General features: G+C 50.8%; 18 protein-coding genes. 8 read left to right on the top strand and 10 right to left on the bottom strand.

Annotation, left to right across the window (positions count from 1 at the left end):
- Positions 1 to 135: 135 nt before the first annotated feature.
- The 4 genes from BGO59_RS06590 to BGO59_RS06605 all read left to right on the top strand — a co-directional run bounded on the left by BGO59_RS06590 (position 136) and on the right by BGO59_RS06605 (position 3,608).
- Positions 136 to 1,197 carry a sensor histidine kinase gene (locus BGO59_RS06590; RefSeq protein WP_293682430.1) on the top strand — a complete coding sequence of 354 codons (1,062 nt, stop codon included), beginning with the start codon at positions 136 to 138 and terminating at the stop codon, positions 1,195 to 1,197.
- Between the two features lie 20 nt (positions 1,198 to 1,217).
- The gene (locus BGO59_RS06595; protein WP_293682432.1) at positions 1,218 to 2,015 is read left to right on the top strand and encodes a LytTR family DNA-binding domain-containing protein; all 798 of its coding nucleotides are present in this window, start codon (positions 1,218 to 1,220) and stop codon (positions 2,013 to 2,015) included.
- Positions 2,016 to 2,032: 17 nt separating this feature from the next.
- Positions 2,033 to 3,151: a DUF3089 domain-containing protein gene (locus BGO59_RS06600; protein ID WP_293682434.1), complete on the top strand. Its 1,119-nt coding sequence runs from the start codon at positions 2,033 to 2,035 to the stop codon at positions 3,149 to 3,151.
- 82 nt (positions 3,152 to 3,233) lie between these two features.
- Complete coding sequence (locus BGO59_RS06605; protein WP_293682436.1) at positions 3,234 to 3,608, top strand: hypothetical protein; 375 nt, start codon at positions 3,234 to 3,236, stop codon at positions 3,606 to 3,608.
- Positions 3,609 to 3,687: 79 nt separating this feature from the next.
- Here BGO59_RS06605 and BGO59_RS06610 read toward each other — a convergent pair whose 3' ends face one another.
- From BGO59_RS06610 to BGO59_RS06625, 4 genes are all read right to left on the bottom strand, one after another.
- On the bottom strand, positions 3,688 to 4,251 hold the full coding sequence (locus tag BGO59_RS06610; RefSeq protein WP_293682438.1) for a dihydrofolate reductase family protein: 564 nt from the start codon (positions 4,249 to 4,251) through the stop codon (positions 3,688 to 3,690).
- A gap of 169 nt (positions 4,252 to 4,420) precedes the next feature.
- On the bottom strand, positions 4,421 to 5,569 hold the full coding sequence (locus tag BGO59_RS06615; RefSeq protein WP_293682440.1) for a retroviral-like aspartic protease family protein: 1,149 nt from the start codon (positions 5,567 to 5,569) through the stop codon (positions 4,421 to 4,423).
- Between the two features lie 191 nt (positions 5,570 to 5,760).
- Positions 5,761 to 7,302: an RtcB family protein gene (locus tag BGO59_RS06620; RefSeq protein WP_293682442.1), complete on the bottom strand. Its 1,542-nt coding sequence runs from the start codon at positions 7,300 to 7,302 to the stop codon at positions 5,761 to 5,763.
- A gap of 64 nt (positions 7,303 to 7,366) precedes the next feature.
- Entirely contained in the window at positions 7,367 to 8,470 is a 1,104-nt protein-coding gene (locus tag BGO59_RS06625) for a slipin family protein (RefSeq protein ID WP_293682444.1), read from the bottom strand.
- A gap of 651 nt (positions 8,471 to 9,121) precedes the next feature.
- Between BGO59_RS06625 and BGO59_RS06630 the strand changes: the two genes are divergently transcribed.
- Both BGO59_RS06630 and BGO59_RS06635 read left to right on the top strand, forming a co-directional pair.
- Positions 9,122 to 10,138 carry a WYL domain-containing protein gene (locus BGO59_RS06630; protein WP_293682446.1) on the top strand — a complete coding sequence of 339 codons (1,017 nt, stop codon included), beginning with the start codon at positions 9,122 to 9,124 and terminating at the stop codon, positions 10,136 to 10,138.
- Positions 10,139 to 10,325: 187 nt separating this feature from the next.
- A complete protein-coding gene (locus BGO59_RS06635) occupies positions 10,326 to 11,060 on the top strand; it encodes a GAF domain-containing protein (RefSeq protein ID WP_293682448.1) in 735 nt (244 codons plus the stop codon).
- 64 nt (positions 11,061 to 11,124) lie between these two features.
- On the opposite strand, the gene BGO59_RS06640 is transcribed toward BGO59_RS06635, so the two are convergent.
- The 5 genes from BGO59_RS06640 to BGO59_RS06660 form a co-directional block, all read right to left on the bottom strand.
- Positions 11,125 to 12,009, bottom strand: coding sequence for a cation diffusion facilitator family transporter (locus tag BGO59_RS06640; protein ID WP_293682478.1), 885 nt, complete (start codon positions 12,007 to 12,009; stop codon positions 11,125 to 11,127).
- Positions 12,010 to 12,110: 101 nt separating this feature from the next.
- Entirely contained in the window at positions 12,111 to 13,283 is a 1,173-nt protein-coding gene (locus tag BGO59_RS06645; protein WP_293682450.1) for an efflux RND transporter periplasmic adaptor subunit, read from the bottom strand.
- Entirely contained in the window at positions 13,264 to 16,449 is a 3,186-nt protein-coding gene (locus tag BGO59_RS06650) for a CusA/CzcA family heavy metal efflux RND transporter (RefSeq protein WP_366937033.1), read from the bottom strand. The genes BGO59_RS06645 and BGO59_RS06650 overlap by 20 nt, the downstream gene beginning before the upstream one ends.
- On the bottom strand, positions 16,386 to 16,664 hold the full coding sequence (locus BGO59_RS06655; protein ID WP_293682452.1) for an efflux RND transporter permease subunit: 279 nt from the start codon (positions 16,662 to 16,664) through the stop codon (positions 16,386 to 16,388). Before BGO59_RS06655 ends, BGO59_RS06650 begins: the two co-directional genes overlap by 64 nt.
- An 89-nt stretch (positions 16,665 to 16,753) precedes the next feature.
- A complete protein-coding gene (locus tag BGO59_RS06660; RefSeq protein WP_293682454.1) occupies positions 16,754 to 17,146 on the bottom strand; it encodes a hypothetical protein in 393 nt (130 codons plus the stop codon).
- A gap of 382 nt (positions 17,147 to 17,528) precedes the next feature.
- Here BGO59_RS06660 and BGO59_RS06665 point away from each other — a divergent pair, with 382 nt between their 5' ends.
- Positions 17,529 to 18,422, top strand: a complete 894-nt coding sequence (locus tag BGO59_RS06665) for a hypothetical protein (RefSeq protein ID WP_293682456.1) — start codon at positions 17,529 to 17,531, stop codon at positions 18,420 to 18,422.
- Between the two features lie 661 nt (positions 18,423 to 19,083).
- Here BGO59_RS06665 and BGO59_RS06670 read toward each other — a convergent pair.
- Positions 19,084 to 19,290 carry a hypothetical protein gene (locus BGO59_RS06670; protein WP_293682458.1) on the bottom strand — a complete coding sequence of 69 codons (207 nt, stop codon included), beginning with the start codon at positions 19,288 to 19,290 and terminating at the stop codon, positions 19,084 to 19,086.
- Between the two features lie 186 nt (positions 19,291 to 19,476).
- On the opposite strand from BGO59_RS06670, the gene BGO59_RS06675 reads away from it, so the two are divergent.
- The coding region (locus BGO59_RS06675; RefSeq protein WP_293682460.1) for a hypothetical protein at positions 19,477 to 21,306 on the top strand (1,830 nt) is incomplete at its 3' end.

Raw genomic sequence — 21,306 nt, forward strand, 5'->3', positions numbered from 1 at the left:
CCGTCTCTACATAGACGAAATCAAATCGGCAAGGTCATAGAAACTTACCCTTTAAATCGTCGGTCTGAATCACTACTTTGGCAGCTTCACTATCTTACCGCCTGTAAAACCTTCGGCACCTGTGTATCTTGGGATATGAATATTCGTTTGTCGTGGCGTCAGATTGCCGGAGTAGCGTCGCTGATTATTGGGGTGCTGGTAAACCTACCGCTGTTGCGATTAACAGCCAGGGCGCGTTTGGCCTTCTTGCCAGGAGCCCCCGACGTAGGACCAGGGCTTGCTGTAAGTCGACTGGTTTTTCATGTACTGTTTGCCTTCTTCTTTATCGAAATCAACCGATATGTCCTCGGTCGAAAGCTATACCGGACCCGGTTTGGGCTGTTGGGATGGTACGGTATCAATTTTCTCCTATTTCTTTTTTTAACGGGTGTGTTTGCGGCCCTATTGGTGGTCTGGTACCCCGATCGGCCCCTGCTCGTGGTCATAACGTCCTACTTTCGTAGTTTTTTCGTTTGGGTAACGGCCCTGCCAATTGGTTATTTCCTGACCATTCTGCAGGAAAACCGGGCTATGCAGGCAGAGAACGAGCAATTAAAACGGCAGAGCCTGCAAGCGCAGCTCGACACACTCCGGGCACAGCTTAATCCGCATTTTCTGTTCAATTCGCTGAATGCCCTCAGTTCGCTTATTCGGGAAGGAGAGCCTAAGAGTCAGCAGTATCTGGCAAAATTATCGCAGGTGTTACGATACTCGTTGCAGACGCAGCAACAGACGCTGGTGCCCTTTGCCGACGAAATGCAGTTTACCTCCGCCTATTCCTATCTGTTGACGATTCGCTTTGGCACGAATCTACGCATCGAAAATGCATTACCAGCGCAGGCCCCCTGGCTGATACCCCCTATGTCGCTGCAACTACTAATTGAAAATGCGGTCAAACATAACGTTGTTTCGAATGCCCGGCCCCTTACCATTTACCTGACAACTGACCCGGCCAACGAATGGATTGTTGTTCGGAATGCCCGGCAGCCCAAATCGGAACCGACCGATGGCATGGGAAGTGGACTGTCGAATCTGGAAAGTCGGTATCGGCTATTGACTGGCCAGTCGATTCAGATTATCCGATCCGACCGCGAGTTTAGTGTCCATTTACCAATTATTCCGCTCACGCCCGGTCAGCCAGTAAACCAACTTGTATAAACCGAAATCACTGAACTGTCATGCGTGTCTTGATTATTGAAGATGAACAAACGGCAGCGAGCCATATCATCGCTCTGCTTCGGGAAATTGAGCTGGAGTTGCAGGTAATCGGGGTGATCGATAGCGTAGAAGACGGACGGGCTCAATGGTCAACCCTGCCGACACCAGACCTGATCTTCTCAGATATTCAACTGGCAGATGGACTGTCGTTTTCATTGCTCGAAAGCGTGACGGTTACCTGTCCGATCATTTTCACAACGGCCTACGACGAATACGCCATTCGGGCGTTCCGACACAATAGTATCGATTATCTGCTGAAACCCATCGACCGTGAATCGCTTGAAGGAGCTCTGCAAAAATACCGATCCCTGGCCCGGCCTGTTGCCCACGATCTGATTCAGCAGATGCAGACCTTACTGAGCGGGCGGGCGTTTCTGCCGCCCACGTATCGGCAGAGTTTTTTACTATCGTTTCGGGATAAGCTGTTGCCCATAAACGTGGTCGATGTGGCCTATTTTGCAATTGAGGGTGGGGTAGTGTCGGCAACACTGTATGATCGGCCCCATGAACGCCGATTGTCGGAACGGCCAGTTAGCTACTCCATCGATCTGAATCTGGAAGAGCTGGAAGCCCAACTCGATCCACAACAATTTTTCCGGGCCAATCGCCAATGGATTGTCGCCCGAAACAGCATCCGGGAGGCCGAATTGTACTTCAATGGGCGACTCCGGCTCCGGCTACAACCCGAATCCAGCGTTCAGGTGCTCATCAGTAAAGATCGGGTCAGTCAATTCAAAAAATGGATGGAAGCGTTTTAATCGTTTGGAGAATCATCATGAAAAATACCCTTTTTTTTGTTGCTACCTTACTGATGGCGCAGACTACCCTGGCACAGCGAGGGCGGTTGATGCAGCAGATGATGGAGCGGAATTTCGACCGGAACGCAGCACCTACCACTGGCCCGGCACCGGATTATAACAACCTGTATTACTGGGCCGCTTCGCCTTACAAGCACGATGTGGCCGACAGTATCCCCGCCTTTCTGAAAGCCGAACAACGCGATACGCTGGCCGATGTATTCTTTATTCACCCAACTACGTTCGGAACGGGGATTCATTCAGAAGCCGATGCGTCTGCTCCGACACAGCAACGGACTAATCTGCTGGCTGAGCTGCGAAATTCGGCCTGGAATGCCGATCTACGCGATACGGCGCTGAATCGTACGACCGACTTGCGGCCTATTCTGTATCAGGCATCGGTATTTAATGGGAGTTGCCGCGTATTTGCCCCCCGGTATCGACAGGCCAGCCTGAAAGCGTTTTTCGTGCGAGATTCTCCCAAAGCCCAGCAGGCTTTCGACCTGGCATACGGCGACATCAAAAAGGCGTTTCAGTACTACCTCGATCACCATAACCATGGGCGGCCCATTGTGATTGCCTCGCATAGCCAGGGAAGTTTGCACGCGATTCGGTTGTTGCAGGAGTTTTTTGATGGGAAGCCGCTGCAACAGCAACTGGTCTGCGCCTACGTGGTGGGTTACCAGATTGAGAAGCGGGCCTTTAAGCAATTGCCCTGGGGCGATTCGCCAACAGCCACGGGCTGTGTGGTGGGCTGGCGGTCGTATGCGAAAGGTGAAATTCCCCGGCCTGTAGAAGAGGAAAATGGAAACTCGCTCTGTGTGAATCCGCTGACCTGGACCACCGTGACCCAATGGGCTTCCAGCGACCAGCATGGCGGGGCGCTACGGGGGTTCAACGAACTACTGCCGCACAGCATTGGGGCGGGTATTGAACCCCAGTCAGCTATTTTATGGGTCAGTTTGCCCGATGGGATCGATGATCGGTTAAAGCGCCTGAAAAACCTGCATGTGCTGGATTACAACCTGTTCTGGATGGATATCCGGCAGAATGTTCGGCAGCGGGTGCAGTCGTATGTCGATAGTCATAAGCATTGAACTGTACAGCGAGTTGCGCAGGATCGCCTGCGGACGAGCACGGCAGAAACAATTTTATCAACCAATCAATCCAGTAGTTCATATGAAAAACAACCTGTTAAGTGTTGCACTTGTGTTTGCACTCGTTCTATTTTCGTTGGTGTCGTATGCCCAGCAACGACCCATCGGAACCCCTGAAGAACGCGCCACTCGCCAAACGGCCCGCATGAAAGACGTATTGAAGCTATCGCCCGAACAGGAACCATCGGTAGCTGATATTAATCTGAAATATGCCAAGCAGGCTCAGTCGCTGATGGAGACGGGTGGACGTAACCTCAAGACCATGCGCGAAGCCAAAGCCATGATGAACAGCAAGGATAAGGAGATGAAAGAAGTGTTGACCAAAGATCAGTATAAGCAATACGAAGCACTGCGGGACGAGATGCGCAGCGCCATGCGGGAGCGCCGTCGGCAGTAAGTAGATCAGGCTGTTTGCTGAATAGGGGAGGGGTGCTATAAACCGTAGGTAGCGCTACCACCGTTGAGCAAGCAGCCACTTATTTTTTGAGTTCGTAGATTAGCTCAACCATACCGCTTTTATAGGCTCGCACATCACGTAAGTGCAATGTCTGTTCTGGACCAAACTGCTCAAAAAACAAAACACCGTCGCCCAGAATAATGGGTAGGATGGATAAACGAATTTCGTCGGCCAGTTTCAACCGGATGAACTGGTTGGCAAGCTCCGCCCCACCGACAACCCAAACCGTTTTGTAAGCTGGTTTCAGCCGTTCATTCACCAGTACGCTCAAATCGCCCGAGTAGCGTTCGATGTTGGGCCGCTCAATGGGCAGGTCCCGACTGGTTACGACGAATGTAGGTACATCGCCATACGCCCAGCCGTACAATTTCGACAGTTCCAGCGCATGCTCATAGGTGCGGGCTCCCATCACATAGCAATCGATGGTTTTCAGAAAGTCGGCGGTAGCCTGCTCGGTCAGTTCAATGCCTTTTTCGTAGTGGTCCGGCGTGTCGAACCAGGAAACACTATTGTCCTTTTTGGCAATCCTGCCATCCAGGCTCGACACCATATGAATCGTTAGCGTAAATACGTCTGTTGTCATGAATTGATATCGTATATACAGACCTTTGTTGTTTTTTGATGTGATGAGAATAGTGTAACGGCAATCGCTAATTCTGTAGCTTAATTTGTAATGTTGGGCTTGGGAAGAAGCTGATAGTAGCACAAATGTTGAATTTATAATTCTCCACTCCATTTTGCCAAAGCCACTATTAAGGGTTGGCGTTCTTTCTGACTTCGATTTCCTGCCCGTTTATTTTCTTAATAGTTAGCTTGTTCCAGCGTGTTAAGTAATACCAATTTAAAAAATCACACTCACTTGAAAAGTCACTTCCTGACTTTCCGTTAATGGTATTTATTTCTTCATCAATAGCGAAGCTATTTGCAATAAGACTGTCGCTGATTGAAGTTGCTGCTATTTTTAATTTTCCACTCTTCATTACCACTGAAACAGGGAAAGAGGTTTTGAAGTCATAGGTGTTTTTTAATTGCAAATAGATTTTTTTATCATTATTGTTGATGATTACTTTTTTGCAGGTTGAGCTAAAAAAGGCAAGGCCTAATTTGATACTAACTTTTTCTTTAAATTCTGCGGGGATATTGTAGTATTGTTTGCCATTGATGGTTAAACTATCAAGGGTTATTTTTTCTACAAAAGTCGGTTTTGACATTCCTATAGCTGCATAGGTTGATGCGATTGTTGTCGATACTAAGTTCTTACTTTTTTTGTAGTCTATAAACTGTTTTATAATGTCACTTCCTGTAGGTATTTCCATAACCCCTGTGTAGCCGAAATCAATTAAGACATTTTTAAAGTCCATTGAGTTTATCCTCAGCTTTATTTTGGTGGTGTTGTATTCATAGCTTATCGGAATTATTGGCATATCTGCCGTAGTTTCAATTATGTTTTTAGAAACTTTTAGAGTCATCTTTTCAAAATCGATTTCCCAGTTTAGTTGCCTGATTATATCAGCTCCTAATAAGTATAAGTTCATGCATTGTAAGTATTGCATGTCACTTATTGTAGACCGTACATTTTTAAACTTAAAATCTCCAACTGAAAGTTCTTTTGTTATTCCTGTCTGTAAATAAGCAATTTTGCCGTTTCCATCTAGTATACGCTGTGTCGAAGTCTTTCTTTCAATTCCTTTTGTATTTTCTTCATTGGATGTGGCAATGCCTTCGGCGGCACCTGTGTCAAAAGCGAAATTTGTTTCAACTCCGTTTAATTGCCCTTTAAAAACCAGTAGTCTTTTGTCTAATGTAAAAGGGATTTCAAAAATTCGATTGTCCTGACCATTACAACCTGATCGTATGAATGCTGATAAGAATACTAAAAAACAAATCTTCTGTAAAGTCATTTATATAATTATTTGTTTGAAAATAGTTGATTGCCGCCCTAATCTTACCGCTAACATATAAACATACGAAAGTGCCAATGAGCCTTTTTTCCAAATATATTGGAAAGTAAATGTATTTGGGAAAGTTACCGAAAGCAATTTGTTCAAAATCTTCCCGAAAGCGCGAAGCTTTCGGGAAGGTAAAATAGTAATCAATCTTCGCGGCCTTCTTTACGGTTGGCGTCGGCCATGCGGACGATTTTGGGCGTGAACTTTGCCAGAACGGAGACCAGGTCGCGCTGGGCGTCGATGACGGTTTCGATGTTTTTGTAGACCATCGGCGCTTCGTCGAGGTCGCCACCGATCAACTGCACATCGGCCGCTTCCAGGGCTTTCCTCAACTGCGAACTGGTGATGTTGTTGAACGCCTGCGTCCGCGACATCAACCGTCCGGCCCCGTGCGAGGCCGAGTTGAGCGAGTCGGCATCACCGCGCCCCCGTACTACAAAACCAGGTTGGGTCATCGAGCCAGGAATAATGCCCAGTACATCCGGTCCGGCGGGGGTGGCCCCCTTTCGGTGCATAATCACCTCGCGGCCATCGGGCATTTGCTCTTTCCAGGCAAAGTTGTGGTGGTTTTCGATCATCACCAGCGGTTTTTCGCCCAGGGCTTTGGCCAGCTTGTTATGAATCTCGTGGTGGTTGGCCGACGCATATTCTCCCGCCAGGTTCATCGCAATCCAATATTCCTGCCCTTCTTCGGTATTCAGGTCGAGCCAGGCCAGATGCGCTGCCTGTTTGGGTAGTTTCGTTTTCAGCATGGCCAGTTTGGAGTAATAGTTCGCCACGTTACCCCCAAATCCACGCGAACCCGAGTGTGACAATAGCGCCAGGTACTCACCCGCAGGCAGATTCAGGCCAGCCGTTTCCGATGGGTCGGGCGATTCGTAGATCTCCACAATACCCCATTCGACAAAGTGGTTGCCGGTTCCTGAGCTTCCGAGCTGTCGATAGGCTTTGTCTTTCAGGTCGCGAATTACTTTGGTCGCTGTCCATTCGGGCAAATCCATCACCGACTCATCGAACTTCTCCCGCGTTTCGCCACCGATACCAAACTTGGTTTTTTCCACCAGCGATTTTTTCAGCAGATGCGGTTCGCGTTTCAAAAAAGCGGGCGGTAAATCGAAGATCGACAGACACATCCGGCAGGCAATATCGACCCCAACGGCAAACGGAATCACGGTATTGGCATCCGTTGCCAGCACGCCCCCAATGGGCAGTCCGTACCCCTGATGCGCATCGGGCATAAGCGCACCCGCTACCGAAATGGGCAGGCTGGCGGCTGTTTCCATCTGTTTTAGCGCCCCGTCTTCGATGTTTTCCCGGCCAAACACGGCATACGGCAAGGGCCCGGAACGCAGGTCGAAGGTTTGCTCGGTCTGGTTTCCGCTCGCATTCAGGGTGAATGGTGCGGGCTCAGGAGGCAGGTACGCAGCCCCGGCTTCGCTCAACGGAATGGCAATGCCCTGTTTGTTCAGGTCGTAAAGGGCCCGCGCCAGATTCGTTACCTTGTTTTTCGAGTAAGCGAATTTTTTAGGATTCTGAAGCATCTGCGCCAGTAATCCCATCACCTTTTCGGTCGGGTATCCGGCCCGCTGAACCAGACCATTGGCTACCCGCAGAAAGGGCGTATGCAACGACTCGGGAATGGGCCCAAGCGTTAAGATATCGTCGATTGAAATTAATGTTTCCATGGTGTAACGCGGGTGGAAACCCGCGATTTATAACTACTTAAAACAGCGCGGGTTTCTACCCGCGTTACGTTGGCCGTACGAAAAGTTGCTTCAATTGATCGACCATCGAGCCGTCGTTCGATACGGAAATCGAACTGATCTTATCCGCAATTTTCTCGACGTACTCCATCTCTTTCAATTTCCAGAGCATTTCGTTGTCTTCCATCAACTTGGCCGTGTTCAACAGACTGCGCGTTGAAGCGGTTTCTTCCCGGCGCATGATGCTGTTGGCCTGGGCTTTCTTTTCGGCCATCAGGACCTGGTTCATGATGTCGCGCATATCGCCCGGCAGGATAATATCACGTGCCCCACCGTTTCGCAACTCAACCCCCAGTTCAGCGGCTTTGCCTGCTGTGGCTGCGAGTACAAACGGTGCCAGTTCCCCTTTTTTATCCAGCAGTTCGTCGAGTGTCAGGCCACCAATGTACTCACGCAGAGCCAACTGAATAGCCACATACAACTGCTTGTCGTAGTCCTTATTGCCGACCAGCGCTTTGATGACATCCTGCACCTGAAACTGAACGAAAAAGCTCAGCCGTAGAGAGGCTTTGTCTTTGGTCAGAATCTCCTGACCCGACACTTCCATTTGCTGCTGACGGGTATCCACTTTCAGTACATGAACGGGCGTATTGTTTTTCCACCAGTAATAAACACCCGGTTTGAGCACTCGTTCGAATGTCCAGTCTATAAACAAAACGCCCTGCTCGTGTGCTTCTACCGTGAATGTACGGACATAGGCCGACAAAGGCGTTGGCATCAGCGATTTGAGGTCGATCGTTGCCGGAATATCGAGTTGACTTAAGTCGGCTTTGAGGTAGTCGTACTGCTTGATACCTTTCCAGTAGGCCCAGCGGCCTTTGGTCAGGATAGATTGAAAAAGACCTTTTTCGTATTGTAGGGCAATTTCATAATCGTTCACGTCGATCACATCAAGTGAGGCCGCTACCTCAGGATATTGTAAGAGCACGTCCAGATCGCAGGGAGGATTCTGTAACCGCTCTCCCCGGTTGTAGACGTAGACGGTCTCGTTCGGCCAGGCCCAGTACGTGCCTTCCGAAATCAGTTTTTGATACCCGCCCTGTTTGAACACGAGCCCGATTTGCCAGGCCTGGATGCGTACAGTTTTCATTGTTTTTTGGTGTTTGTAAATGGTTATGAATGAATAATCAGTCTGGAGCTATCGATTTAGCCTGTGCGGAAGCCGGTTGGCGAGTGCGTTGGTACAGAGGTTCGACGAACGAGTAGGGGCGAGGTGTTTTCAGGAGAGTGCCGTAACACGGTATCCGTTAACAAATCGACCCATTTGCATCCGGCAAAGCAGTGTACACTGACAAACGCGGTATCGGCCTGCTGGCCCTGGCTAAACTGTCACTCACCCGGCGAACCGATCGAGCAACCCGATAGCTCCTTGCTGATTATGGATCCTGGAGACCTTTTTAGAAGTGGCCGTCTTCCCAACCAATGGATCAACTTTTATAGAGTTGATAGCAGGATTCGAACCTGCATTTTCCTATTGCTCTACCCTTAAGCTACTTTGCCAAAACAAAGGGAGGACTCGAACCTCCAACACATAGAGACAGAACGCATCCATAACCAACAGCATATCGGTATCAGCCAGGGGCTGCGATACTATGGGGCTATACAGAAACCCGCATCTGGTTTGGGTATTGATGTTTCCATCGTTGCAAAGATTCGAGGTGACTGCGCAGTCTTTTTGCGCAGTTCAGGAAATTTTTTCATTTTTCTCAAAAAAATAGCCAACAATCAACAATTAACCAGCATGCCAGCTAATCGGAATGCCCTGATTCGGTACAAAACACTGGATGCCTGCCTGCGTAATCGACAGCGGAAATGGACGCTGGAAGCCCTGATCGAGAAAGTATCGGAAGCGCTCTACGAGTACGAAGGCATCGACAAAGGCATCAGCCGACGAACCATTCAGGCCGATTTGCAGATGATGCGGAGCGATAAGCTAGGTTATTTTGCCCCCATTGTGGTCGTCGATAAAAAATACTACACCTACGACGATCCAGCATACAGCATTACCAACATTCCGTTGTCGGATGGCGATTTGCTTCGGATGAATGAGGCCGTCGAGGTGCTGAAACAGTTTAAAGGGTTTTCGCACTTTACGGCCCTGAATGAAGTGGTGCAGAAACTGGAAGATTATGTGTATTCAACGGCCCAGAAGTCCGTTCCGGTTATTGATTTCGAAAAAAACGAGGGGCTGAAAGGGCTTCATTTTCTGGATGTACTGTATCAGGCCGTTATTCAGAAGCAAGTGGTTTGTCTTGACTATCAGTCGTTTTCGGCACGGATGCCTCAAACGCTTATCTTCCATGTATGGTGGCTGAAAGAGTTCAAAAACCGCTGGTTTGCGGTGGGGGTACGGGATGGAAAAGGACAAATCATGAACCTCGCGCTCGACCGTATGCATGCCATAACACCGGCCCCAGAGGTCGATTATGTGGTGAGTCATATTGACCCTGAACTGTATTACCGGGATGTGATTGGCGTATCGGTCAGCGATAATATGCGGCCAATCAGAGTGAAGTTGTTTATTACGCATCGGCATGCCCCCTATGTAGAAACCAAGCCGCTTCATCACTCACAGGAAGTACTGGAACGAACCGGCGAGGGAATTGTCATTCGGCTATGCGTGCAGCACAATTTCGAGCTGGAAAAGGAAATTCTGGGTTTTGGCGAAGCGATGGTTGTGCTTGAGCCCGAACGACTCCGTCGATCCATTCAAAAACGCCTGCTGGAAGCCGCCCGTGCGTATATTCCGAACGAGTAAAAGGGGCTTTCAACTTAGTTGGACTAATGGTCGAGGGTTGTTTTGTGCCTTATTTTTGAGTTTGGTATCAAAAGAGAATGTAATTGTTGCGTGTAGTAAATAAAGGGCGCTTGAATGGCTAGTTTTGTGTCTAAAAAGCGGCTTTAGTTTTAGCTTTGTGCTCCAAACGAATCTAATCAACGAACGAATGCAAAGTGCCCCCGCACCCGCTGATGAACTGAGTCGGATTGACGCGTTAAAAAGTTACGACATTCTCGATACATTGCCAGAAGACGACTATGATGCCATAACGACATTAGCGTCTGAAATCTGTCAGACACCCATTTCTCTGATTAGCCTTGTCGATGATGAACGGCAGTGGTTCAAGTCTAATCTTGGGCTAAACACGCGCGAAACTCCTCGCGAGTTTTCCTTTTGTGCGCATAGCATTCTGAACCCATCCGAAGTATTCATCGTGCCGGATTCTCGTCAGGATGAGCGGTTCTCCGATAATCCGCTGGTAACGGGCGACCCGCATGTCGTTTTCTATGCAGGTGTGCCGCTGGTGAATAATGAGGGTTTTCCGCTGGGGTCGTTGTGTGTGATTGATAACGCCCCTAAACAACTCAATGATTCCCAGCTTAATGCGTTGAAAGCACTGGGGAAACAGGTGGTCAATTTGATGGAGCTACGCCGTTCCAACAAGGCACTCAGCACGGTGAAAAACCTGTTGGAACAGCGGAATGCCGAACTGGAACAGATTGCCGCCATAGCCCGCGATGAAGTACGACCCGAAGTGCTGCAACTTCACCAGACGATTATTCAACTGATTAACGAAGCCATCAACCCCGACTATGAAACGATCAAGTCATTGCTCAATGAAGCCATCTGCAAGTTGAGAGTCGTTGAGGGGGGACTGAACCGGATACAGCTGCTCGATTGAACCGTACTGACAGTGCATCAAGGCTGTTATGGACTTATCGATCAAATAAATCCATAACAGCCTGCTAATGAGGTTCGATGTGAATCAGTACATCATAAACGGCGGGTTTTTCTGCCATGATGGCGCGTTTCACGGCATGAGCAATATCGTGGCCCTGCTTTACAGTCAGATTGGCCGGAACCTGTACGTGCATATCCACGAAATACTCGAACCCCGTTTTCCGGACAATACATTTTTCGACCCGTTTCACATTCGGAACCGTTAGAGCGATGGCTTCGATTTCGGCTTTCCAGTCACCAGCCGGAGATTCGTCCATGATTTCGCCAAACGACGGCCGGAAAATGTGATAGGCGTTGAAAACAATAAATCCAGAGGCCAGCAAAGCTGCCCAGTCGTCGGCACTTTCATAGCCTGGTCCACCAATCAGAGCTATACTAATACCCACAAAGGCGGTTAGCGATGTAATAGCGTCGCTGCGGTGGTGCCAGGCATCGGCTTTTACTGCACTGCTTTCGGTTTCGGTGCCCACCTGAACGATGCGCCGGAACAGTACTTCTTTCACAATCACGACCCCCGCCAGAACCGCCAGCGTAAACGGAGCCGGGACTTCGTGCGGAACCTGGATGTTATGAATACTTTCGACGGCAATAAAAATAGCTGCGCCCAGCAGGGCCATCGATACCACAATAGCAGCCAGTGGTTCCGCTTTCCCGTGTCCGTAGGGGTGATTTTCGTCGGGTTTACGGGCGGCAACCCGTAGCCCAAACCAGACAAAGGTGGAGGTGATCACATCGGTTCCTGATTCGATCGCATCGGCAATGAGGGCATAGGAATGACCCAGCCATCCGGCCGTTCCTTTGATCACCAGCAAAACAATGCTGACGGCGATGCCAATGAGTGTTGTTTTTTGTCCCCGTTCGGCTTGATGGGGTTTAATGGGTTGCTCCATGAGGTATACGCTTGGTGGTGAAGCGATTCGGTAGTCCATGTTTGTTTGGTTGATTAACAATTCAGACTAGCAAATGGCTGTTAAATACTTTTTAATACGACTTATCCGGCTAGTTTGGCTCGTTCGGCGCTGATAAAATAGGCCCCCTCGCGCACGATGGCCGACGGATTTATGGATTTGGGTAATGTTACTTCGGTCTGGTGATTTTGGGTAATTCCCGTTCGGATCGGGACCAACTGAAAACGATAGGCGTTGGTCGAGTCGGTAGGCTGGCGAACGTAGATAAACGAGCTATTCCCTTCGCGAACCAGCGCATCGTCGGGCAAGGCAATCACCTGCCGGGGATCGGACAGGATAACGGCCCGAACGTATGATCCGGCAAACAGACGACCATAGTCTTTACGGGTCAGGTTGGCGTGTACCAGTACGGTTTTCGTCTGGGGGTCGAACGCCTGACCCACCCGGTACACAACTGCCTGCATCTCACCCGTTTGCTGCTGGGCCACCGTAAAGCGAACGGTTTGCCCTTCTTTTACTTTTCGAATGTCGTTTTCAAAAACGCGGAGTTCGAGGTATAGGTGCTCTTTCCCCACAATCTCGACCAGTTCGTCGGTAGTGCCCACATACTGACCAAGCCGTAGATTTACCTTGTCGACATAACCGCTGATCGGGGCAAGCAGCGGAATGGTTCGGGTGATGGTGCCATTTCGCAGCGTTTCTAGCGGGATGTGTAGTTGCGACAACTGGGCTTCCAGCGAGGTGAGCAGCGCGCGGGTCGTTTCAAAATCGGCGGTCGACTGCTGGAGTTTTCGCCGGGCACCTACTTCTTCGCGGTTCAGTTCAGTTTGCCGGTCAAGTTCCTGCTTCTCGAACCGGCTTCGGGCAATGGCCTGCAAATATTCCTGTTGCAGTTTAATGTAGTCGGGATGCTCAAGCATAGCCAACACATGCCCTTTTTTGACGAAATCACCTTCGACCAGCCGGGTCGAGCGAACAAAGCCACCCATCGGCGCATGCACCGTGGCCCATTGATCGGGTGGTGCTTCGAGTTTGCCCGTTGCCTGGATTTGCTCGCCCAGGGTTAAGGTATCCGGGCCACCCAGTTGAATGCCTGTTTCCTGAAATTGGGCCTTGCTGATGGTGACAGTATTAGGTGTATTGGTAGTTGATTTTACCTGTTTGGTATTCGTTTCGTCTGAACCAGAGCAGGCGATCAGTAAGCTAAGTAGGAGCAAGTAAACGAGGCTCAACGGCTTATAATGTTGTTGTGTCATAGGTTTTTAAATGAGAAGTAGCTGTTTGTTCACCGCAAGGACGCGAAGGCGCTAAGAATTGATGGTCAATACGTTTTAATCCTTGCGTCTTTTCGTCCTCGCGGTCATTACTTAAGAGGAACTGGGATGAAACCTGTATGCCTCCATTCGCCCGTAGCCCCTGTTCAACAGCCTGATCGACCGTTAAAGAAACTGACATCTGGGCTTGGGTAGGCGTCAGGCTGCCAGTCCCCATCAGTAGCAAACCAATCAGGCAGTGGGTTACGGTCGGTAGGGCCAGTTGGGCCTTCTGATTACGGCCCGATGCTACCAGACTATACAGTACTGGAAGGACCACCAGTGTGAGCAACGTGGCCGATACCAGACCACCGATAACGACCGTAGCCAGTGGCTTCTGAACTTCGGCACCGGCTGAGGTCGATATTGCCATTGGCAGAAATCCCAGCGACGCAACAGCGGCCGTCATCACGACCGGGCGAAATCGGACGGCGGTTCCTTGTTTTACCCGTTCCAGTACGTCCGATACCCCTTCCTGTTCGAGCTGGTTGAAATAGCTGATGAGTACGATGCCATTGAGCACCGCGATCCCAAACAGCGCAATGAATCCGACACCCGCCGAGATGCTGAAAGGCATGCCCCGCAACCACAGCGCCACAACCCCGCCAATGGCCGACAGAGGAATTGCGCTAAAAATGAGTAGCGCCTGAATACCCGAGCCGAAGGTGAAGTAGAGCAGCAGCCCGATCATGACGAGGGCCAGCGGAACGGCTACGGCCAGCCGCTCTTTGGCCTTGACCAGATTCTCGAACTGACCACCATAGGTATAACTATAGCCGGCAGGTAAGGGAACCTCTTTTTCCAGGATGGCTTTCATGTCGCCCACCAGACTTTCAACATCCCGGCCCCGTACATTAATCCCGATGGTGATGCGTCGCCGGGCATTATCCCGCGAGATTTGCATGGGCGCATTTTCGTACCGGATAGTAGCCAGTTCCGCCAGCGGCACCTGCTGACCATTGGGTAAATCGACGTACAACTGCCGGATGTTGTCGATGTCCTGACGATATGTACTGTCCAGACGTACCACCAGATCGAACCGTTTTTCGCCTTCAAAGACGGACCCAGCCACTTCGCCCGCAAAGGCTGCTTTCAGAATCCGGTTCAGGTTGGCGACCGAAACTCCATACTGGGCCAGCCGCGCCCGATTGTACGAAACCAGCATTTGCGGTAAGCCGCTGATCTGTTCCACCTTCAAATCGCCAACACCCGGTATCGACCGGATTTTTGCCGCAGCCTGATTGGCTTTGGTAAACAGCGTAGGCAGGTCTTCTCCGTAAATTTTTACGGCGATGTCAGACTTGACGCCCGTCATCAACTCATTGAACCGGAGCTGGATGGGCTGGGTAAATTCAACCGTCAGGCCCGGCAATACACTTAACGCCCGCTCCATCTTTTGAATCAATTCCTCTTTGGTCGACGCCGATGTCCACTCACTGGGTTCTTTGAGCAACACCATCACATCGGCCGCTTCGATGGGCATGGGATCGGTTGGGATCTCGGCCGTACCAATCTTGGAAATCACATCGCGCACCTCCGGAAAGCCATTTTTCAGAATTGTCTCCATGCGCCCGGTGGTTTCAATCGTTTGCCGGAGCGATGAACCCGGTTTGAGGGTTAGACTGATGGCAATATCGCCTTCGTCGAGATTGGGAATAAATTCGCCACCCATGTTCCCGAAAATCCATAACGCGCCCGCCAGCAAGAGCACCGATGTCGCTAAAACGGTTTTACGCCAGCGCAGGGCTCCCGTCAGTAAGGGCGCATAGCCCCGATAGAGGGTTTTCATGATCCGGTCGGCCAGGGTGCCCTCTTCCTGAATGTCTTTGCGTAGCAGTGTAGCCGCCATCATCGGGACGTAGGTTACGCAGAGCAGCATGGCTCCCATAATGGCAAAGCCGACCGTCAGGGCCATGGGGCGAAACATTTTGCCCTCGATGCCCGTGAGCGAAAGGATGGGTACGTACACGATCAGGATGATCAGCTGCCCGAACAGAGCTGAGCGCATCAGTCGGCTGGCCGAATCCAGGGCAATCTCGTCCATCGACTGCATACGGGTCGCCTGCGAATGGACGATGCTGAAAATCATACTCTCCACAATGATAACCGCCCCATCGACCAGCAAACCAAAATCAATGGCACCCAGGCTCATGAGATTGGCCGAAACCCCGAAAACATGCATCAGGCCGAGGGCAAACAGCATACAGAGCGGAATTACTGAAGCCACGACCACACCCGCCCGCCAGTTGCCCAGCAAGAGTAGCAACACACTCATCACAATCAGACCTCCTTCCAGCAGGTTTTTAGTAACGGTGTGAATGGCTTTGTCGATGAGGACTTTCCGGTCCAGAAAGGGTTCGATCACCAGGCCCGTTGGCAAACTTTTTTGTACGTCGGCAATGCGTGCTTTAACCCCCTCGATGGTTTTTTCGGACGATGCCCCCTTGAGCATCAACACAATGCCACCGACAACTTCGCCCCGGCCGTTGCGGGTCATGGCTCCATACCGAACGGCATGGCCATAATCGACCTGCGCCACATCCCGGACCAGAACAGGGGTAGGCCCTACATTTTTGACGACGATCTGGCCAATCTCTTCGGGCGTTTTGACCATGCCTTCTCCCCGGATAAAAAACGCTTCCGGCCCTTTTTCGATATAGCTACCCCCTGTGTTGGCGTTGTTGGCCGTGAGCGCGTCCATCACTTCGGTGAGGCTGGTGCCCATACCGTGCAGGCGCTCAGGATTGATCCGGACTTCGTATTCTTTCAGATACCCACCCAGGCTACTAATGTCGACCACACCGGGTACCCCCGACAATTGGCGTTTGACCAGCCAGTCCTGCACGGTTCGTAAGTCGGTGGCCGAATAGCGATGCTCGAAGCCCTCTTTGGGCCGGATAACGTATTGATAAATTTCGCCCAGCCCCGTAGTAATGGGCGCTAACTGTGGTGACCCCGTAGTTAGGCTGGATTCGGCGGCTTTGAGTTGTTCCGTTACCAGCTGGCGGGCCTGAAAGGTTGGCGTCGCTTCGTCGAATACTACGGTTATGACCGATAGGCCAAACCGGGATATAGACCGGATTTCCGTAACGCCCGGTACATTACGCAGGGTGGTTTCGAGTGGAAGGTGACAAACTGTTCGGTTTCCTGAGCCGCCAGCGAAGGTACCTGCGTAATAACCTGAACCTGGTTGTTGGTAATATCGGGAATAGCGTCGATGGGTAGTTGCCGGAGGGCGTAGGTTCCCCAGGCAATCAGTGCCAACACGCCCAGCCCCACCATCAGCTTTTGGCGGATGCTGAACTGAATGATTTTTTGCAGCATAAAAGAAGTAACTCGTTGAGAACTAAATAGTAGCTACCCGGCTACCTGCCTGCGGCACATAGTCGATAAGGGAAGCCATAAACGGAGAGTTACCCGAGTTGTGGAGGCTGCAACAGAAAGGAGGGGTTCTGGTAGGAGTACAGGTTCTGATAGGAGTACAGAACCTTAGGCAGGAAGAATACCGTAAACTGCCTGACGGCGAGTACCTGGGGTTGTGTCAGCGTAAAAACGAATCCCAGAGACAGGTGATTGAAGAGTGGAATTTTTACACCCTGATGGGGCGTTTTGGCGTGTTTGGAGGACGCATTATAGTGCATGTCCAGAAACTGCCAGAAGTCGAAATTAGTACCGGCGGTCTTCTTGTGCAGTTGATAATGCGCAATCAGTCCTGGAATTTTAAATACTTCCTCTACGTCCGTTTGCGGAAACAGACTGCCAGCGAGTAGCAGGATGCCCAGAAAGAGAGACGTAACCGATTTCATACGGCAAAGATACGACGGAAATCCATCAGCCAAGCGAATCAGGAGCCAACTGTCTGGGCTAACTAAAAAAGAAAGGGATTCAATAGGTAGCCATAGAAGGAGCATTTGCCTATTGAATCCCTAAATAGTTCATGGGTCTGTTGTAAACTGGCAGGGAATCGGGTGTAAAAATAATAGATTGACTAATATAGTTGTATGGTATATAACAAAAATATAATATAAAAATGGGCTAGTTTGTTTGAACAGATTGAAAGCCATTGCATGAACATGTGCCCTTGCCCTGGTACGGGTGGATGGCTGTTTTGAGAGACTTATCGAACCCATTGTGTCAAACATTCCCTGTGGCTGGGTGTTGTAGGAGGTATACTCAACGCTATTTTTTATGAATACTTTTTCAAAAACAGGCTTTATTCTGGCTAGTATCTGTAGTACAACCCTTGCTTTAGGGCAGCAGTACAATTCGTACGACGATCGGTACAACGACCGTTCGGATCGTATGCGGGACCAGCGTCGGTACGAACGGCAAAGTGAGCGCGACCGTGAACGGGTGATTGATGAGCGTAGAGACTACAATCGCCGAAACGAGGAAAATCCCCGGTACAATAACCGCTACGAGGATCGCTATGACGATAATCGGCGGTTCAGTGAAGAGGATTTGAGCAAAGCGTATGACGATGGGTTTGAAGATGGCATGCGCAATCAGGAAGTAACCGAACGTCAGGAGCGTCGGGAGAAATACAAACACTTTACGTTTGGTATTTATGGCGGGGCCAACTCGACCCGTTTCGAAGGAGAAAATGTTGATAACAAAAAATTAACTGGACGCCTTGGGTATCAGTTAGGCTTTTTTGTTCGGGGTGGTGGCCGTGTGTATGGGCAGATTGGCGCCGAATACCTGACATCGAGTTCTGAGTTTTATCAGGCTGGCGATGGTAAAGTGGGTAGTGTGGGCGATATTACGGCCAATATTGATCAGCGTTATCTGCATGTTCCGGCTTACATCGGTGTCAAGCTGGCGCAGTCGGATCGGGGTGTATCGGCCGTTCGGCTGGCTGTTGGGGCGGAATATGCTACGCCATTGAGTACCGATAAAAACGATTTTAACCTGGGTAATGCCGATTTTCAGGCGGCTACCATCAACGGACTGGTAAACCTTGGTTTCGATGCGGGTCCAATCATGCTAAGCTTTGTTTACCACCATGGTTTTGCCGATGTATTGAGCAGTGGCAATAGTCAACGGCGGATATTGGGCGTTAATCTGGGGGTTAAATTCTAATGGATTTAGTAAGTCGTTCGTAAACCGTCAACAACGGAATAGCCCCTGATGGAGTTAAACATTTAACTCCATCAGGGGCTATTCCGTTGTAAAACGAGCCGGAACATAGACGTTACTCAAGTATGTCGCTAAGAATGATGCGTTGATTTTTGAGACGGCAAGTTGGAATTGAGCAGAGCTAAGCGTATCACTTCGCTTACGACTGACCGTGCCGACCGCGCCAACGGACCGATCGACTTATCGTATGGAAACGGATCAACTCAGGATACGGTCGGTGGGACGTATGCCCGAAGCCGTTCGTTATAGCCGAGAGATGCTGACCTGGACCCGTTGTACCCAGTTAGGCTAAGCAGTCATATCCTGAATGGCCTGTATCTGGGTGATAGGGCACCGGCCTGAGTTGCCTTGACTACCTCCGGAAAGCCGCCGATCGGGGCTTTTATCCCCGCAATAGGAAGGTGAGCCTACCCTTCAGACCCTACCATTGCCATCCTACTTTCCGACCCATCCTGCAGTAGTGACATCTCAACTAAATGGGGTGTTGGGTATACAAATGCACCAATACACGAAGTTTTTTTTCGAGCCTGACTCCCAGCCAAACGTTTTTGAACGAATACACGAAGTTTTTTCGTCCAGGGAGGCCGAATTTTATGACACAAAACTAACCCACTGTGCCTATCAGGCTGGTTCGATTTTTGCTTTTGCTGGTGGTAGGGCTGACTGCCTGTAGTGACCTCTCTTCGGTCAACTGCGGCAGGCCCAGGACACCAACCTGTGGCTGACCTGATCCCTGCACATCTGCCTCAACGAGAAGTGCCCCGCCAGGGCTTTCTGGCTCGGTATCGCCGGTTGTTACAGACCAGCCCACCGGGGCAGATCACCCTGCGGCAGCTGTATTCGGCGGGAGCCTATCACGTGGTGGTGTGCCTGATGACGAGTTCTGAGACAACTTATCCCATATGACTGATTTATACCATTGAACACAACCCGATTGGCCGGGTATGTGCCTGCTGAAGGCATCCTCGGTTTTGCCCCTCCTCAACCAAAAATTTCTATGAAAGTTACTCTTTACGTTTTTTTGCTGGTTTGTGTGTCGATGCTGCGGCTCACCACCGCCCAGGCCCAGAGTACCCATTACGTTAAACCCACCGCTACCGGCACAGGCGACGGCTCCTCCTGGACCAACGCCAGTGCCGACTTGCAGGCTATGATTAACGCCAGCCAGTCGGGCGATGCCGTCTGGGTAGCGGCTGGGGTTTATAAACCTACCACTACTACGGGGCCCGACAGTCGCACCATCAGCTTTACCATGAAGAACGGGGTAGCCATTTATGGGGGCTTTGTGGGTACTGAGCAGAACCTGAGCGACCGACCGGCTATCGATCCGGTAGCGGATCAACCGTCCAGTACGACGCTCAGTGGCGAAATCGGTGACCCTACCAGCACCACCGACAACAGCCTCCACGTGCTGTATAACCCGGCCAGCCTGAGCCTGACAGCCAGTGCCGTGCTGGATGGATTTGTCATTACCGGCGGCAATGCCAGCAGAGGGGGATTTGGCATAAATTACGGTAATGCGGGTGGGGGCATGTACAACGACAACAGCAGCCCTACCCTCACCAACTGTCTGTTTCAGAGCAATCAGGCTACCACGACGAGTGGCAATGGCATTGGTGGAGCCATCTGCAACCTCAACAGCAGCCCTATCCTCACTAGCTGTGTGCTGCAAAGCAACTCGGCGGTTGGCAGTCAGGTGTCATTTGGCGGAGCCATCTACAACGCGGGTGGTAGCCCCAGCCTGACCAATTGTGTGCTGCGGGATAATCAGGCCTACGGGGGGGGGGCTCATGGCGGGGCCATTTACAACGACCAAACTAACATCATCACCCTCACCAACTGTCGTTTGCTGAATAACTCCGCCACCCCAACGGATCAAAATTCGGGTGCTAATGGCGGGGCTATCTACAACGACCGAAGCACCGACACCCGCCTGAGCAGTTGCACGCTGACGGGCAATAGCACGATAGGTTTAGCAAACGGTTCGAATACGCTCCGTGGTGGAGCTATCTGGGCGAGTGGAACGTTTAGCCTGACCGACTGCCTGCTAACCGACAATGCCATTACGGCTTCGGGAAACTCTTCAAACACTGTCTACGGCGGAGCCTTATATGGAGGGAGTGGTACCCTGACGTTGACCCGCTGTACCTTCCGGAATAATGCCGCTACGGGCTCAGGAACCACCAGTTCAAACACTGCCTACGGTGGGGCCATCTTCAACAATGTGAGCAGCCTGCTGCTGGCCAATTGTAGTTTTCTGGATAATGTGGCTTCAGGTTCAGGAAATAGCGGAAATACTGCCTATGGCGGGGCCATTGCAAGCTCTGGCGTTAGCCTGTCCGTGTCTGGCTGTAGCTTCCGAAACAACGCGGTTCTGGCCACGGGCGCATTCAACAGAATCGGGGGCGGGGCGGTTTATATGACTCAAGGTAGTCCCATACTGATCAATTCTAGTTTTCAGAATAATAGAGCCTCAGCCGTGACACCCGCCGGTAACAGCGTCGTTCAGAACAGTATCTTTGGCGGAGCTTTTTACAATCAGGGCAGCAATCCCTCGATCATCAACTGTAGCCTGCTGACCAATACGGTATCAGTGTCGGTGGCAGGAAGTCCCACCAATAACTCCAGCACAGCGTCGGGGGGGGCTTTTTATAATGCGCAGGGATTGAGCCTTAACAGTAACGTTAGGGTGACCAACTCGGTTTTGTGGGACAACGGGGGCAGCAATGCCATTGCCAATCCGGGCGGGAGCCTGACCATGACTTACTCACTGTATGAACCCTCGTCGGTCACGGCGGGCGTGGATGTGAGCGGGCCGGGCAACCTG

This window comes from Spirosoma sp. 48-14 (assembly GCF_001898575.1).
Classification (GTDB): Bacteria; Bacteroidota; Bacteroidia; order Cytophagales; family Spirosomataceae; genus Spirosoma.

Coding starts and splice junctions, on each gene's coding strand:
- BGO59_RS06610 (WP_293682438.1), bottom strand. CDS start 4,251: ATGACAACAGACGTATTTACGCTAACGATTCATATGGTGTCGAGCCTG.
- BGO59_RS06665 (WP_293682456.1), top strand. CDS start 17,529: ATGAATACTTTTTCAAAAACAGGCTTTATTCTGGCTAGTATCTGTAGT.
- BGO59_RS06620 (WP_293682442.1), bottom strand. CDS start 7,302: ATGGAAACATTAATTTCAATCGACGATATCTTAACGCTTGGGCCCATT.
- BGO59_RS06645 (WP_293682450.1), bottom strand. CDS start 13,283: ATGACACAACAACATTATAAGCCGTTGAGCCTCGTTTACTTGCTCCTA.
- BGO59_RS06600 (WP_293682434.1), top strand. CDS start 2,033: ATGAAAAATACCCTTTTTTTTGTTGCTACCTTACTGATGGCGCAGACT.
- BGO59_RS06625 (WP_293682444.1), bottom strand. CDS start 8,470: ATGAAAACTGTACGCATCCAGGCCTGGCAAATCGGGCTCGTGTTCAAA.
- BGO59_RS06640 (WP_293682478.1), bottom strand. CDS start 12,009: ATGGAGCAACCCATTAAACCCCATCAAGCCGAACGGGGACAAAAAACA.
- BGO59_RS06605 (WP_293682436.1), top strand. CDS start 3,234: ATGAAAAACAACCTGTTAAGTGTTGCACTTGTGTTTGCACTCGTTCTA.
- BGO59_RS06635 (WP_293682448.1), top strand. CDS start 10,326: ATGCAAAGTGCCCCCGCACCCGCTGATGAACTGAGTCGGATTGACGCG.
- BGO59_RS06595 (WP_293682432.1), top strand. CDS start 1,218: ATGCGTGTCTTGATTATTGAAGATGAACAAACGGCAGCGAGCCATATC.
- BGO59_RS06615 (WP_293682440.1), bottom strand. CDS start 5,569: ATGACTTTACAGAAGATTTGTTTTTTAGTATTCTTATCAGCATTCATA.
- BGO59_RS06590 (WP_293682430.1), top strand. CDS start 136: ATGAATATTCGTTTGTCGTGGCGTCAGATTGCCGGAGTAGCGTCGCTG.
- BGO59_RS06630 (WP_293682446.1), top strand. CDS start 9,122: ATGCCAGCTAATCGGAATGCCCTGATTCGGTACAAAACACTGGATGCC.
- BGO59_RS06655 (WP_293682452.1), bottom strand. CDS start 16,664: ATGCTGCAAAAAATCATTCAGTTCAGCATCCGCCAAAAGCTGATGGTG.
- BGO59_RS06660 (WP_293682454.1), bottom strand. CDS start 17,146: ATGAAATCGGTTACGTCTCTCTTTCTGGGCATCCTGCTACTCGCTGGC.